Consider the following 13,522-nt stretch of genomic DNA (forward strand, 5'->3'; position numbering starts at 1 on the left):
AATACATCACAAAAAATTAATAATTTTCTCCAAAAAACGTGATTTTCGGTCACTTTGCCTGTCGTAGTCCTGCTATGCGGCTTTCAATGCCAGCTCTCTGAGCACTCCATGAGCCACCGAGAAAACGGCACAATCCACATCATTGGCGGCCTGCATGTCGTTCAGCATCCGCTCCCAGCGGGCGAGTAACATCCGCTTGTTCCCCCGCCACGCCTCAATCCGCTTCTCCGGCGTTCCGTCGCCATCAACGGGCTCGGAAAACACGCTGAGCGTGAGATTCCGTAACTGATGGTCCAGCTCGTCCCTGAAATGAATGGTCGCCAACACTTGCCAGTGGCCATTTGCCCGGAAGGCCCGCATTTGCCGGTCCAACCAGGTCAGATTCAGGCTTTCACCGAGGGTGAAATACACCCAGGCCACCGACTCCAGCTTTTCGTCCAGCTGACGGGCGATCTCGACCATGTCCATCAGCCAGTAGCGGCTTTCCGCGGAAGCGCACCAGGCGGAAAGATCTTCCGGAACCATCCGCTCACAGTATTCAGCATAGCGTTCATACCAGCGACTTGCAGGAATCACCGATTCAAGTCGGCTTTTCGAAGCCAGCACATCCGCCATGGGAGCCCGGTAATGGTCGATACAGGAAACCGGGTCCAGCGCCTGCCGGCGGTTCTGCAAGAGCCAGCTGGTGCTTCGGGTCACCAACCGGATGGCATCGGCGAACAGGTCTGCCTGAACGCCGGCGTCAATTTTTCCATCCAGTGATTCCATACTCTCCCAATGGGCGTCTACGTCATGTATTCGCAGGGAGATCAGGTAGGCCGAGGCAATCCGTCCAGCATCAGCCCCGGTAGCGCTGCGTATCCGGTCAAACCAGGTGATCCCCATGCGATTTACCATGTCGTTGGCAATCTGGGTGGCCGAGATTTCTGCACGCAGGGGATGGGCCCCCACCGCTTCCGGGAAGGCGGCCAGCAGAGAGGCCCGGAAAGCCGAGTGCAGTGCAGAATTGAATCGCGGGTCATGGACGATCGGTGATGCGACCAGGGCCTGCTTGAGTTCAATTTTTGCGTAGGAAACCAGTACCGCCAGTTCAGGGCGTGTCAGGCCGCCGCCGTGCTCACGGCGAGCCTGCAATTCTTCATCCGACGGAAGAAATTCGAGACTGCGGTCCAGTTTGCCTTCTGTCTCCAGCCTGCGCATCAGCCGTTCGTACTGGTCTGCGGTGGCAACTGCGGGGTTCTGGGCAAGACTCAGCGCCATCGCCTGCCGGTAATTGTTGCGCAGCACCAGTTCGGCCACCTCAGACGTCATGGCCCTGAGCATCCGGTTTCGCTCCGGAAGCGACATCAGCTGTCGGTGCACCAGGTCATTCAGCAGAATCTTGATGTTCACCTCATGGTCCGAGCAGTCGACGCCACCGGCGTTATCGATAAAATCACTGTTTACGGAGCCGCCACGACGGGCGAAGTCGATGCGGGCCTTCTGGGTAACACCCAGGTTCCCGCCTTCTCCCAATGCCTTGCATCGCAGTTCGTTACTGTCGATTCGAAGCGCATCGTTGGTTTTGTCGCCCACATCCTCATGGGACTCTGAAGGCGCCTTCACATAGGTCCCGATACCACCGTTCCAGAGCATGTCTACCGGCGCTTTCAACAAAGCGCTGATCAGATCCGCAGGCGACAGGCTGCGTGCCTTGATGCCCAACACCTTGCGCATCTGCGACGACACAGGAATAGACTTCATGGACCGGGAGAAAACACCACCCCCGTCGCTGATCAGCTGGGTATCGTAATCGGCCCAGGATGAGCCGGACAGTTTGAAAAGCCGCTCTCGCTCGCGAAACGAGGCCGCAGCATCCGGATCCGGGTCGACAAAAATATGCTGGTGATTGAATGCACCGATAAGTCGAATTCGGTCGGATAGGAGCATGCCGTTGCCGAATACATCGCCACCCATATCGCCAATACCGACCACGGTGAACTCATCGCTCTGGGTATCGGTGCCTTTTTCCAGGAAGTGCCGTTTCACCGACTCCCAGGCGCCCCGGGCGGTGATACCCATTTTCTTGTGGTCGTAGCCCTCACTGCCCCCGGAGGCAAAGGCATCGCCCAGCCAGAAGTTGTACTCTGCCGCCAGTGCGTTGGCGATATCGGAAAACGTGGCTGTGCCCTTGTCGGCGGCGACCACCAGATAGGTGTCATCACTGTCATAGCGAACGACATTGGCAGGAGGGACTACCTGGCCGTCTTCAAGGTTATCAGTGATATCCAGCAGCCCCCTTATGAAGGTCTGATAGCAGGCAACCCCTTCTTCGCGAACGGCCTCCCGAGAGCCATCCCTGGGCGGCTGCTTCACCACGAAGCCACCCTTCGCGCCTGCAGGCACGATCACCGAGTTCTTGACCTGCTGGGCCTTCACCAGGCCAAGGATCTCCGTACGGTAATCCTCAATCCGGTCGGACCAGCGGAGGCCACCCCGCGCGACTGGCCCGGCACGCAGATGCACGCCTTCGATTCGGGGCGAATACACAAAAATCTCGAACTTTGGCCTTGGGCGCGGTATGTCAGGAATCGACGACGGATCCAGCTTGAGCGACAGATAGGACGGAAACCCGCCATCCTCCCGGACCTGGAAATAGTTGGTTCTCAGCGTTGCCCGAATGAGCATGAAGAAACGCCGCAGAATGCGGTCGTCATCGAGGCTCGCCACCGCTTCCAGCGAATCCCGCAGCTCTGCCTCAAGCTTTTCTGTCCTGGACTTACGTCCTTTTACCCCGGGCTCGAACCGATTGAAAAAGAACGCCACAAGCCGCGACGTGATATCCGGATGCCGGGCCAGGGTTTCTGCAATGAACGGCTGGCTGAATCCGAATCGCAGTTGTTTCACGTAGCGGGCATAGGCTCTGATCAGCGCCACTTCCCGCCAGCTCAGGCCGCAGAGCATGATCAGCTGGTTGAAATCGTCGTTTTCTGCAAAGCCGTTCCAGATCTCCCGGAACGCCGACTGGATCAGCGGCCTTGCAGTACTCAGGTCGGCCTGCCGGCACCGGTCGTGGAGTTCGACGGTAAAATCACTGACGCCGAAATTTTCGCCATCCCGTCGACGAACCCGGTATGGGTGCTCGCCCAGAACCCGCATACCCAGGTTCTCCAGAATCGGAATCACATCTGACAGGATAACCGGCTGGCCTTCGCTGTAGAGCTTGAAGTGGAATCCGGTTTCGGAAGGATCTCTGGGTTGGTAGAACCGCATGGGCACATCGGTGCTGACGGCAATGGACTGGATCTGCTCAATATCGGCAAGTGCCTCTGACACCGGAAACCTCGCCCGGTAGGCCGAAGGGAACCCGCCACTGAACACCTGGGCATAGCGCCCGCCAATCGAGTCGCCGAAACTCCGGACCAGCTCGCCGTGGAGGTCGTCATCCCAGGATCGGGACTCCTCCACCATCCGGGCCACGATCTCCCGGAGTTCAAGGGAGTCGTCGTTATCGGACGCCTGGTTCTGGAGGACATCGGCAAGCTGTTCCAGCAGGGTTTGTTTTTGTAATGCGCGGGAATCGGTCATCGAAACTCTCCGGACTTGGTAAACGTTCTTACTGGGCTGATGAACCTACCAGTATACGCAAGGCCGGAAAGTCACTTAGACCATATAGTTTCGGATTAGAGGAGTTTCGATTATATTTGCCATATGATTTAGCCGTTAATTTAACCTGGAACAGACAACATGGCCGAATTGGATCGAATAGACCAATCCATTATTCGCGAGCTACAGAAGAACTCCCGAATCACGGTAACCGAGCTTGCGTCCCGGGTGGGCCTTTCCAAAACTCCGTGCCAAGTGCGGATGCGCCGGCTTGAGGAGCACGGTTATATCACCGGTTATACGGCCCTGGTTAACCAGACCAAACTTGGTCTCAGCCACATTGCTTTCGCCCAGGTCACCCTGAACGACACCAGCAGCGGCGCCCTGACCGCCTTTAACAAAGCGGTTCAGAGCGTCTCGGCGGTGGAGCAGTGCCACATGATTGCCGGCAACTTCGACTACCTGTTAAAAGTCCGAACCCGCAACATGCAGGAATACCGGCAGGTTCTTGGGGAGGAAATCTCGGCTCTGCCCCACGTGCTGCAAACCAGCACGTTTGTGGTTATGGAGAACGTCAAGGACGCCGGGCTCTGAGAGCAACCTCCCCTTAGCCGGCGCCAAACCATCTATTCGGACTGCTCGTATTTGGGCTTGTAACCGCTGGCGTCCAAACGGGGCCGATCCGTCTCGGCTTCTGACAGTGGCTGGACCTCCTCGAGGCTTGCCAGAGAACGAAGCGTGAGTCGCTGGTACTCTTCTGTACCCTTTCTCTTCCAGGCGATTTCCTTGTCGCTCAGCATGCGCATAACCTTGGCCGGTGAGCCAACGATCAGCGATCCCGGCTCACAGGTAAACTTCGCTTTAACGAACGCGCATGCGCCAACAATGGAGCGGGGCGCAATGTGCGCCTCATCCATCACCACCGCATTCATGCCCACCATGGCATCTTCTCCGACAACGCAGCCGTGCAGGATTGCGCCATGGCCGACGTGTCCGTTTTTCTCGACAACCGTATCCATCCCGGGAAAGGCATGCATGACACACGTGTCCTGAACATTCGACCCCTGTTTCAGAATGATCCGCCCGAAATCTGCACGCAGCGAAGCCGCAGGCCCCACGTAGCAATCCGGTCCGATCCAGACATCCCCAATGAGAACGGCGGTTGGATGCACATAGGCGGACGGATGAACAACAGGAACAACGCCTTCTATACTGTAGCTGGGCATAACGGTCTCCTTCGCGGACGGGCCTGGCAGCGCTCCGCCAAACGACAGGCTGAACGTGGGACCCGAAAAGTCATTGTGATTCATTTTCTGTATCACATTATCCTTTTCCGGGAGATTTTTCATACCTTGGCGCCTGTTTTGAGACGAGAATCCACCCCTGCAATGGCTCAAACCTGAGAGCGCTGATGAATTTTTACCGGATATTCAGCAATATAGACAAAGCAGGCGATTACCTCCGACCAAAGTGATACAGAACCAAGCCAGAACAATCCTTGACGAGTATCAATTCTAAGATATACTCATTTTCCACATTCGATAGCAGTGTGCCGATTTAACACACCTTTCGCGCTATCCCCCCTACAACAAACAACAGGACATACCGCCATGACTCAGCCGAGCATTCTTCTTGAAATCGATCAGGGCGTGGCTCTGCTTACCCTGAACCGTCCGGACAACCTGAACAGTTTCAACGTTGAAATGCATGAGCGTATGCGCGATGCCATCAGCACCGTGCGCAAGGATGAGTCTGTCCGTGTACTGGTCATCACCGGCTCCGGCCGGGGTTTTTGTGCGGGGCAGGATCTTTCCGACCGCAGCGTCTCGCCAGATCAGGAAATGCCGGACCTGGGCGCCTCTCTGGAGAACTATTACAACCCGCTGATGCGGAGCCTCCGGGATCTGCCGATGCCCGTGCTCTGCGCGGTTAACGGGGTGGCCGCTGGCGCCGGCGCCAACATTGCCCTGGCCTGCGACATTACCCTCGCGGCCCGCTCAGCCAATTTCGTTCAGGCCTTCTGCAAACTGGGGCTGGTACCTGATTCCGGCGGCACCTGGACTCTGCCCCGGGTAGCGGGCATGGCCAGAGCCAAAGGCATGGCACTTCTGGGCGACAAGATCAGCGCCGAGCAGGCCGAGAACTGGGGCATGATCTGGCGTTGCGTTGATAACGAGCAACTCATGGAAGAGACCATGAAACTTGCCCACCATTTCGCGACCCAACCGACCAAGGGCCTTGCACTGATCAAGCGGGCACTGCACGCCAGCGCCAGCAACACCTTTGAAGAGCAGATCAATCTGGAGCGCGATCTGCAGCGCATGGCGGGACAGACCGAAGACTACCGTGAGGGCGTTGCCGCCTTCATGGAAAAACGCACGCCGAACTTCAAGGGGAAATAAGCCATGCCGGCACTGGATACTCAAACCAAAGTTGCCGTCGTCGGCGCCGGCGCCATGGGCTCCGGCATTGCCCAGGTGGCCGCCCAGGCAGGCCACCAGGTTTACCTGCACGACCAGAGAGAGGGTGCCGCCGAGGCGGGCCGTGACGGTATCGCGAAGCAGCTTCAGCGTCGTGTCGACAAAGGCAAGATGCAGCAGCAGGAGCTGGACGATGTGATCGGCCGGATTCACCCGGTTGCAAAGCTTGATGACGTCGCAGACGCCGGGCTGGTGATCGAGGCCATCATCGAAGACCTCCAGATCAAACGTCAGCTGCTGGCGAGCCTTGAAGACCTGTGTACCGCCGATACGATCCTCGCCACCAACACCTCCTCCATCTCTGTTACCGCCCTCGGTGCTGACATGAGCAAACCGGAGCGTCTGGTGGGCATGCACTTCTTCAACCCGGCACCGCTGATGGCGCTGGTCGAAGTGGTCATGGGGCTGGCGACCAGCAAGACCGTTGCCGATACCGTCCATGCCACGGCCACCGCCTGGGGCAAGAAGCCGGTGTATGCAACGTCGACTCCGGGCTTCATCGTGAACCGCGTGGCCCGTCCGTTTTACGCGGAGAGCCTTCGCCTCCTTCAGGAGCAGGCCACCGATGCCGCCACCCTGGATGCGATTATCCGCGAAGCTGGCCAGTTCCGCATGGGCGCATTCGAGCTGACCGACCTGATCGGACACGACGTCAATTATGCGGTTACCAGCTCTGTCTTTAATTCCTATTATCAGGACCCCCGCTTTCTACCGTCGCTGATCCAGAAAGAACTGGTGGAAGCCGGTCGCCTGGGACGCAAGAGCGGCCAGGGGTTCTATCCCTATGGCGAGAGTGCGGAAAAGCCGCAGCCAAAGACCGAGCCGGCACATCAATCCGATGAGTCCGTGGTCATTGCCGAAGGCAATCCCGGCGTAGCCGCACCGTTGCTGGAGCGACTGAAGGCAGCCGGCCTGACCATTATCGAGCGCGACGGCCCGGGCCAGATTCGCTTCGGCGATGCGGTACTGGCACTTACCGACGGCCGGATGGCTACCGAGCGTGCCGCCTGTGAGGGCCTCGCCAATCTGGTGCTGTTTGACCTTGCCTTTGACTACAGCAAAGCAAGCCGGCTTGCCCTGGCGCCTGCCGATCAGGCGTCCGACGCAGCGGTTTCCTGTGCCTGTGCTTTACTGCAAAAAGCGGGTATCGAAGTCAGCCTGATCGCGGACCGGCCGGGGCTGGTCATCATGCGTACCGTCGCCATGCTGGCGAATGAAGCGGCCGATGCGGCTCTTCACGGTGTTGCAACGGTCGCGGATATCGATCTGGCAATGAAAGCGGGCCTGAACTATCCCGACGGCCCCCTGAGCTGGAGCGACCGCCTGGGCGCGGGCCACGTGTTCAAGGTGCTCACCAACATCCAGACCAGCTACGCAGAGGACCGCTATCGCCCTGCCCTGCTGCTCCGGAAGAACGCATTTGCACAGAAGGGGTTTTATTCATGAGCGAGATGGATCCGCAAGTACTCGCCGAAGAATGCGCCAAGGCCATGTTCGCGCGGGACCGCGCCAGCCAGAAACTGGGCATGAACATCGAGTCCGTTGCCCCGGGCAAGGCAGTGCTCACCATGACGGTCACCTGCGACATGATCCAGGGCCACGGCTCCTGCCACGGCGGCTACCTGTTCACCCTGGCCGATTCGGCCTTTGCCTTTGCCTGTAACAGCTATGACCGGGCCACCGTTGCCTCCGGTTGCAGCATTGATTACATGTACGGCGCCAAAGAAGGCGACCAGCTGACCGCCACCGCCGAAGAGCAGGCCCGCGGCGGCCGCACCGGCGTTTACGACATCACATTAACCAATCAGGATGGCCGCAAGGTTGCCCTGTTCCGGGGCCGTTCCTACGAGGTTCGTGGCACCGTACGCAATTCGGAGGAAACTGCATGAGCACCGACAACACCCTTAAAGACGCTTACATCGTCGATGCCATCCGCACCCCCATCGGTCGTTACGGCGGTGCCCTTTCCGCCGTGCGTGCAGATGACCTGGGCGCCATTCCCATCAAAGCGCTGACCGAACGCCATCCGGATCTGGACTGGTCGAAAGTTGATGACGTGCTCTACGGCTGCGCCAATCAGGCCGGTGAAGACAATCGCGACGTTGCCCGCATGTCCCTGCTGCTGGCAGGCCTGCCGGTAGACGTCCCGGGCAGCACCATCAACCGTCTGTGCGGTTCCGGTATGGATGCAATTGGCAGCGCAGCCCGGGCAATTCGCACTGGAGAGACCCAGCTGATGATTGCCGGCGGCGTCGAATCCATGTCACGGGCGCCCTTCGTTATGGGCAAGGCCGAGTCTGCATTCAGCCGCAAGGCGGAGATTTTTGACACCACCATCGGCTGGCGCTTTGTAAACCCGGTACTGAAAAAGCAGTACGGCATTGATTCCATGCCCGAGACGGCCGAGAACGTGGCAGCGGATTTCAACGTCTCCCGGGAAGACCAGGATGCGTTTGCCCTGCGCAGTCAGCAACGCACCGCGGCAGCGCAGAAAGAAGGCCGCCTGGCCGCTGAAATCACACCGGTGACCATTCCCCGTCGCAAGCAGGACCCGCTGGTGGTGGATACCGATGAGCACCCCCGTGAAACCAGCCTTGAAAAGCTGGCCTCGCTGCCGACCCCGTTCCGTGAAGGCGGTACGGTCACTGCGGGCAATGCGTCCGGTGTCAATGACGGGGCCTGTGCCCTGCTGCTGGCCGGAGCTGACGCCCTCAAACATTACAACCTCAAGCCCCGTGCCCGGATTGTTGCCATGTCAACTGCCGGTGTGGAGCCACGGATCATGGGCTTTGGCCCGGCACCGGCGACCCGCAAGGTTCTGGCCACGGCCGGCCTGGAGCTGGCCGATATGGATGTGATTGAGCTGAATGAAGCCTTCGCAGCCCAGGCCCTCGCCGTAACCCGGGACCTGGGTCTGCCAGATGACGCCGAGCACGTGAACCCGAACGGTGGCGCCATCGCCCTGGGCCACCCTCTGGGCATGAGCGGTGCCCGGCTGGTGACCACTGCCCTGAACGAACTGGAGCGCCGCCATGCCGCGGGCCAAAAGGCCCAGTATGCCCTGTGCACCATGTGCATCGGCGTTGGCCAGGGGATCGCGCTGATTATTGAACGGACGGATTCGGTGGCCTGAGGCCACCGACCGGAACAGAATAAAGACCATTACTCGACAAGAACAACGCAGGACAGAACCATGACCTTACCACTGCAAAAACTTGGCAAACTTGACCGCATGGAAACCGCCAGCATCGATGAGCTGCGTCACGAACAGCTGCAGCGCCTGCGCTGGAGTGTTGTCCATGCCTATACCAACGTGCCTTTCTATCGCAAAGCGTTCGATGATATTGGCCTGAAGCCAATGGACATCAACTCCCTGGATGATCTGGCCAAGGTTCCGTTCACCACCAAGGCGGATCTGCGCGACAACTATCCGTTTGGCATGTTCGCTACGCCGATGTCCGACGTGGTCCGGGTTCATGCGTCCAGTGGTACCACCGGCAAACCCACCGTTGTGGGCTACACCCAGAGTGACATTCACACCTGGGCCGACATTGTGGCTCGCTCCATCCGGGCCGGTGGCGGCTCCCGTGGCGACAAGGTCCATGTGGCCTACGGCTACGGCCTGTTCACTGGTGGTCTTGGCGCCCACTACGGTGCCGAGCGCCTGGGATGTACCGTTATCCCCATGTCGGGAGGCCAGACCGAGAAGCAGGTCCAGCTGATCAAGGACTTCGAGCCGGACATCATCATGGTCACACCGTCCTACATGCTGAACATCGCCGACGAGATGGAACGGCAGGGCATCGATCCCCACAAGCTGCCGCTGCGCCTGGGCATCTTCGGCGCGGAGCCCTGGACCAACGCCATGCGATCCGAGATCGAGGAGCGCCTCGGCATCGAGGCTCTTGATATCTATGGTCTGTCGGAAGTCATGGGGCCGGGCGTGGGCATGGAATGTATTGAAACCAAAGACGGCCCGACCATCTGGGAGGATCACTTCTATCCGGAAATCATCAACCCGGAAACCGGTGAAGTGCTGCCTGATGGTGAATACGGTGAGCTGGTCTTCACGTCATTGACCAAGGTGGCCCTGCCGATTCTGCGTTACCGCACCCGAGACCTCACCCGCCTGCTTCCGGGTACAGCGCGCCCGATGCGCCGGATTGACAAAATTACCGGCCGCAGCGACGACATGCTGATCATTCGCGGCGTCAACGTGTTCCCGAGCCAGATCGAGGAGCAGGTGCTCAAGTGCGAGGCTCTGGCACCGCACTACGAGATCGAGGTTTACAAGGAAGGCAACCTGGACTGCGTGGATATCCGGACCGAACTGAAACCCGGCGTAACCGACACCCCCGAGAGTCGTGCTGCGGCGGCCAAGGAACTGGCGCACCACATCAAGTCCTACATCGGCATCAGCACCCGTGTCGAGGTGGTGGAAACCAACCGTCTGGCACGCTCGGAAGGCAAGGCCAAGCGCGTATTTGATCGCCGTAACCAGTAAATCCGACCGACCAGCAGAGAGTCAGCACGCAGCGGATGCCGCTGACTCTCGCTGCTTTTCCCACCACCAGGCCCCGCAATCACCGATTTAAAATTGCTTTCCGTTTGCTGATCTCAATAGCATTTGCTCACGTATCACTTTTTTTATTATGCAAATCAGCACTATAAGATCTCATAAGGAAGCTTTTAGATATAACATGACACACAAAGACTGTTCTTGATATTTATTCAGTATCATATAATATGGAGTCATTGACCCTCAGTTGTTATTGAGGGTTCTCTGTTCACGGACAACAGAACAACAAGCCCGATCCGGAGGTATTTGTTTATGTACGCCCAGCTCGTTGAAACCGGCGCCAAGCGCCTTAAGACCAAAGAAGAGATGTCGCCCGAAGAGCGCGACTTTCAGGAAAAGGTCGACGCCGAAACCAAAATCGAACCCAAAAACTGGATGCCGGAAGGCTACCGGAAGACCCTGATTCGCCAGATTTCCCAGCACGCCCACTCCGAAGTGGTCGGCATGCTGCCGGAAGGCAACTGGGTTACCCGCGCGCCTACGCTCAAGCGTAAGCTCCAGCTGATGGCCAAGATTCAGGACGAAGCGGGCCACGGCCTGTACCTGTACAGCGCCATGGAAACCCTGGGTGCTGACCGTGACGAAGAAATCGAAAAGCTGCACCAGGGAAAAGCCAAGTATTCCAGCATCTTCAACTACCCGACCCTGAACTGGGCGGACATGGGTGCCGTTGGCTGGCTGGTAGACGGCGCCGCCATCGTTAATCAGGTGGTGCTGCAGCGTACCTCCTATGGCCCCTATTCCCGCGCCATGATCCGCATCTGCAAGGAAGAAAGCTTCCACCAGCGTCAGGGTTACCAGATCCTGCTGGACATGATGCGCGAAGGCACCGAGGAACAGAAAGCCATGGTGCAGGACGCCATTAACCGTCTGTGGTGGCCGGCACTGATGATGTTCGGACCGCATGACGACGAGTCCCCGAACTCCCAGCAGTCCATGGCCTGGAAGATCAAGCGCAAGAGCAACGACGAACTGCGCCAGATGTTTATTGACCAGACCGTGCCGCAGCTCGAATTCCTTGGCTGCACTGCACCGGATCCGGACCTGAAGTGGAACGAAGAAACCGGCCATTACGATTTCGGCGAAATCAACTGGCAGGAGTTCTACGACGTCCTCAAGGGCAACGGTCCCTGCAACCGCGAGCGCATCAAGACTCGCAAGAACGCTATTGACGAAGGTGCCTGGGTCCGTGAAGCGGCCGTCGCCTACGCCGAAAAACAAAAACAGCGCGCACAAGCCGCCTGATACCGGAGGAATACAACATGTCTGAATGGCGCCTTTACGAAGTCTTTGTACGGTCCAAGCACGGCCTGAACCACAAACACGTGGGCAGCGTGCATGCCGCAGACGCCGAGATGGCCATGGAAAACGCCCGTGACCTTTACACACGCCGTAACGAAGGCGTAAGCATCTGGGTGGTTCCCTCCGACGCGATCACGGCGTCCGCGTCCGACGAGAAGGAAGTGCTTTTCGATCCGTCGGAAGACAAGGTTTACCGGCACGCTTCCTTCTACAAGCTGCCCGATGAAGTCGGACACATGTAAGGAGCGGTACCCATGACACAAACAGAAGCATTAAAGGAATACCTGCTGCGCCTGGCAGATTCCGACATGATCCTCGGCCAGCGCCTTTGCGAGCTGTGTGGCAAGGCCCCGGCGCTTGAGGAAGAGATGGCACTGATGAACGTTGCCCTCGACCTCGTCGGCCAGGCTCGCAACTGGTACGAGTATGCAGCCGAGCTGATCGACGATGGCCGCGATGCTGACAAGCTGGCCTTCCGCCGGGACGCTCACGAGTATCGCAACCTGCTGATGACCGAGCAGCCCAACGAGGATTACGCCGTCACCATGGGTCGTCAGTTCTTCTTCGACGTGTACCACTACTTCACGCTCAAGAGCCTGACCGAATCCAGCGACGAGCGCATTGCCGGCATCGCTGCCAAGGCGCTGAAAGAGGTGACCTACCACCTGCGCCGCTCCTCGGAGTGGGTGAAGCGTTTTGGTGATGGCACTGAAGAAAGCCACCGCCGCATGCAGGACGCCGTCGACATCCTCTGGCGTTTTACCGGCGAGCTTATCACGCCGGACGACACCGATCGTGTGATGGCCGAGGCGGGCATTGGCCCGGATACTGACCAGCTGGCCAAAGACTGGCGCGGCATGGTCAACGAGGTGCTCACCCAGGCAACCCTGACTCCTGGCGCGGAAGACGCCTGGATGTACATGGGTGGCAAGCACGGCGAGCACACCGAACACCTCGGTTTCATCCTGGCAGAAATGCAGTTCCTGCAGAGGGCCTATCCCGATGCCACAACATGGTGATTCAGACAGCCGGTCAGCTGTCGACATTCTGATTGCCAGTGATCGGGTGCCGGCCAACGCCCGCCCCGATCTGCTGACAGAGGACGACATCTGGGCACTTCTTGAAGAGGTCAAAGACCCTGAAGTGCCGGCAGTCAGTGTCGTGGAGCTCGGCATTGTCCGGGCGGTTCACTGGGACGGTAAAGAACTGTCCATTGACGTGACCCCGACCTACTCCGGGTGCCCGGCAACCGAACTGATTGAGGAGCTGATCGCCGAGGCGCTGCGCGCTGCTGGCTTCCGCGATCCGAAAATCAAACAGGTGCTGACCCCTGCCTGGACCACCGACTGGATCACAGACGAAGGCAAAGAAAAGCTTCGGGCGTTCGGTATCGCGCCACCCGAGGGCAGCTCCAGCAAAATGAGCCTGCTCGGAGAACCGGAAGTCATTGCCTGCCCTCATTGCGGCAGCAAAGACACCGAACGGGTCAGCGAGTTCGGATCCACCGCCTGCAAAGCCCTTTATCGTTGCAAGGAATGCCTCGAGCCCTTCGACTACTTCAAATGCATCTAGAGCC

General features: G+C 58.7%; 12 protein-coding genes. 10 read left to right on the plus strand and 2 right to left on the minus strand.

The window, feature by feature from the left end; all coding sequences use genetic code 11:
* Positions 1-72: 72 nt before the first annotated feature.
* A complete protein-coding gene (locus AC13DD_RS02365) occupies positions 73-3,567 on the minus strand; it encodes an NAD-glutamate dehydrogenase (RefSeq protein ID WP_482930804.1) in 3,495 nt (1,164 codons plus the stop codon).
* 159 nt (positions 3,568-3,726) lie between these two features.
* Between AC13DD_RS02365 and AC13DD_RS02370 the strand changes: the two genes are divergently transcribed.
* Positions 3,727-4,179, plus strand: a complete 453-nt coding sequence (locus AC13DD_RS02370) for an Lrp/AsnC ligand binding domain-containing protein (RefSeq protein WP_008173814.1) — start codon at positions 3,727-3,729, stop codon at positions 4,177-4,179.
* A gap of 32 nt (positions 4,180-4,211) precedes the next feature.
* Here the strand turns inward: AC13DD_RS02370 and paaY are convergent, their stop codons facing one another.
* Complete coding sequence (paaY, locus tag AC13DD_RS02375) at positions 4,212-4,811, minus strand: phenylacetic acid degradation protein PaaY (RefSeq protein WP_092033866.1); 600 nt, start codon at positions 4,809-4,811, stop codon at positions 4,212-4,214.
* A 384-nt stretch (positions 4,812-5,195) separates the two neighbouring features.
* Between paaY and paaG the strand changes: the two genes are divergently transcribed.
* From paaG to paaD, 9 genes are all read left to right on the plus strand, one after another.
* Positions 5,196-5,987: a 2-(1,2-epoxy-1,2-dihydrophenyl)acetyl-CoA isomerase PaaG gene (gene paaG, locus AC13DD_RS02380; protein ID WP_482930805.1), complete on the plus strand. Its 792-nt coding sequence runs from the start codon at positions 5,196-5,198 to the stop codon at positions 5,985-5,987.
* Between the two features lie 3 nt (positions 5,988-5,990).
* Positions 5,991-7,511, plus strand: a complete 1,521-nt coding sequence (gene paaH, locus AC13DD_RS02385) for a 3-hydroxyacyl-CoA dehydrogenase PaaH (RefSeq protein ID WP_092033845.1) — start codon at positions 5,991-5,993, stop codon at positions 7,509-7,511.
* The gene (paaI, locus tag AC13DD_RS02390) at positions 7,508-7,954 is read left to right on the plus strand and encodes a hydroxyphenylacetyl-CoA thioesterase PaaI (protein ID WP_482902610.1); all 447 of its coding nucleotides are present in this window, start codon (positions 7,508-7,510) and stop codon (positions 7,952-7,954) included. Before paaH ends, paaI begins: the two co-directional genes overlap by 4 nt.
* Positions 7,951-9,198 (plus strand): 3-oxoadipyl-CoA thiolase, encoded by a 1,248-nt coding sequence (pcaF, locus tag AC13DD_RS02395; protein ID WP_482930806.1) that lies wholly within the window; start codon positions 7,951-7,953, stop codon positions 9,196-9,198. The genes paaI and pcaF overlap by 4 nt, the downstream gene beginning before the upstream one ends.
* A gap of 60 nt (positions 9,199-9,258) precedes the next feature.
* A complete protein-coding gene (gene paaK / locus AC13DD_RS02400; protein ID WP_482930807.1) occupies positions 9,259-10,569 on the plus strand; it encodes a phenylacetate--CoA ligase PaaK in 1,311 nt (436 codons plus the stop codon).
* A gap of 327 nt (positions 10,570-10,896) precedes the next feature.
* Positions 10,897-11,889, plus strand: a complete 993-nt coding sequence (gene paaA / locus AC13DD_RS02405) for a 1,2-phenylacetyl-CoA epoxidase subunit PaaA (RefSeq protein ID WP_008173802.1) — start codon at positions 10,897-10,899, stop codon at positions 11,887-11,889.
* Positions 11,890-11,906: 17 nt separating this feature from the next.
* On the plus strand, positions 11,907-12,188 hold the full coding sequence (gene paaB / locus AC13DD_RS02410; protein WP_014577967.1) for a 1,2-phenylacetyl-CoA epoxidase subunit PaaB: 282 nt from the start codon (positions 11,907-11,909) through the stop codon (positions 12,186-12,188).
* 12 nt (positions 12,189-12,200) lie between these two features.
* A complete protein-coding gene (paaC, locus tag AC13DD_RS02415) occupies positions 12,201-12,965 on the plus strand; it encodes a 1,2-phenylacetyl-CoA epoxidase subunit PaaC (protein ID WP_008173798.1) in 765 nt (254 codons plus the stop codon).
* On the plus strand, positions 12,949-13,518 hold the full coding sequence (gene paaD / locus AC13DD_RS02420) for a 1,2-phenylacetyl-CoA epoxidase subunit PaaD (protein WP_008173796.1): 570 nt from the start codon (positions 12,949-12,951) through the stop codon (positions 13,516-13,518). Before paaC ends, paaD begins: the two co-directional genes overlap by 17 nt.
* Positions 13,519-13,522: the final 4 nt, after the last annotated feature.

Source organism: Marinobacter sp. L-13 (genome assembly GCF_056857715.1).

Coding starts and splice junctions, on each gene's coding strand:
- AC13DD_RS02365 (WP_482930804.1), bottom strand. CDS start 3,567: ATGACCGATTCCCGCGCATTACAAAAACAAACCCTGCTGGAACAGCTT.
- AC13DD_RS02370 (WP_008173814.1), top strand. CDS start 3,727: ATGGCCGAATTGGATCGAATAGACCAATCCATTATTCGCGAGCTACAG.
- paaY (WP_092033866.1), bottom strand. CDS start 4,811: ATGCCCAGCTACAGTATAGAAGGCGTTGTTCCTGTTGTTCATCCGTCC.
- paaG (WP_482930805.1), top strand. CDS start 5,196: ATGACTCAGCCGAGCATTCTTCTTGAAATCGATCAGGGCGTGGCTCTG.
- paaH (WP_092033845.1), top strand. CDS start 5,991: ATGCCGGCACTGGATACTCAAACCAAAGTTGCCGTCGTCGGCGCCGGC.
- paaI (WP_482902610.1), top strand. CDS start 7,508: ATGAGCGAGATGGATCCGCAAGTACTCGCCGAAGAATGCGCCAAGGCC.
- pcaF (WP_482930806.1), top strand. CDS start 7,951: ATGAGCACCGACAACACCCTTAAAGACGCTTACATCGTCGATGCCATC.
- paaK (WP_482930807.1), top strand. CDS start 9,259: ATGACCTTACCACTGCAAAAACTTGGCAAACTTGACCGCATGGAAACC.
- paaA (WP_008173802.1), top strand. CDS start 10,897: ATGTACGCCCAGCTCGTTGAAACCGGCGCCAAGCGCCTTAAGACCAAA.
- paaB (WP_014577967.1), top strand. CDS start 11,907: ATGTCTGAATGGCGCCTTTACGAAGTCTTTGTACGGTCCAAGCACGGC.
- paaC (WP_008173798.1), top strand. CDS start 12,201: ATGACACAAACAGAAGCATTAAAGGAATACCTGCTGCGCCTGGCAGAT.
- paaD (WP_008173796.1), top strand. CDS start 12,949: ATGCCACAACATGGTGATTCAGACAGCCGGTCAGCTGTCGACATTCTG.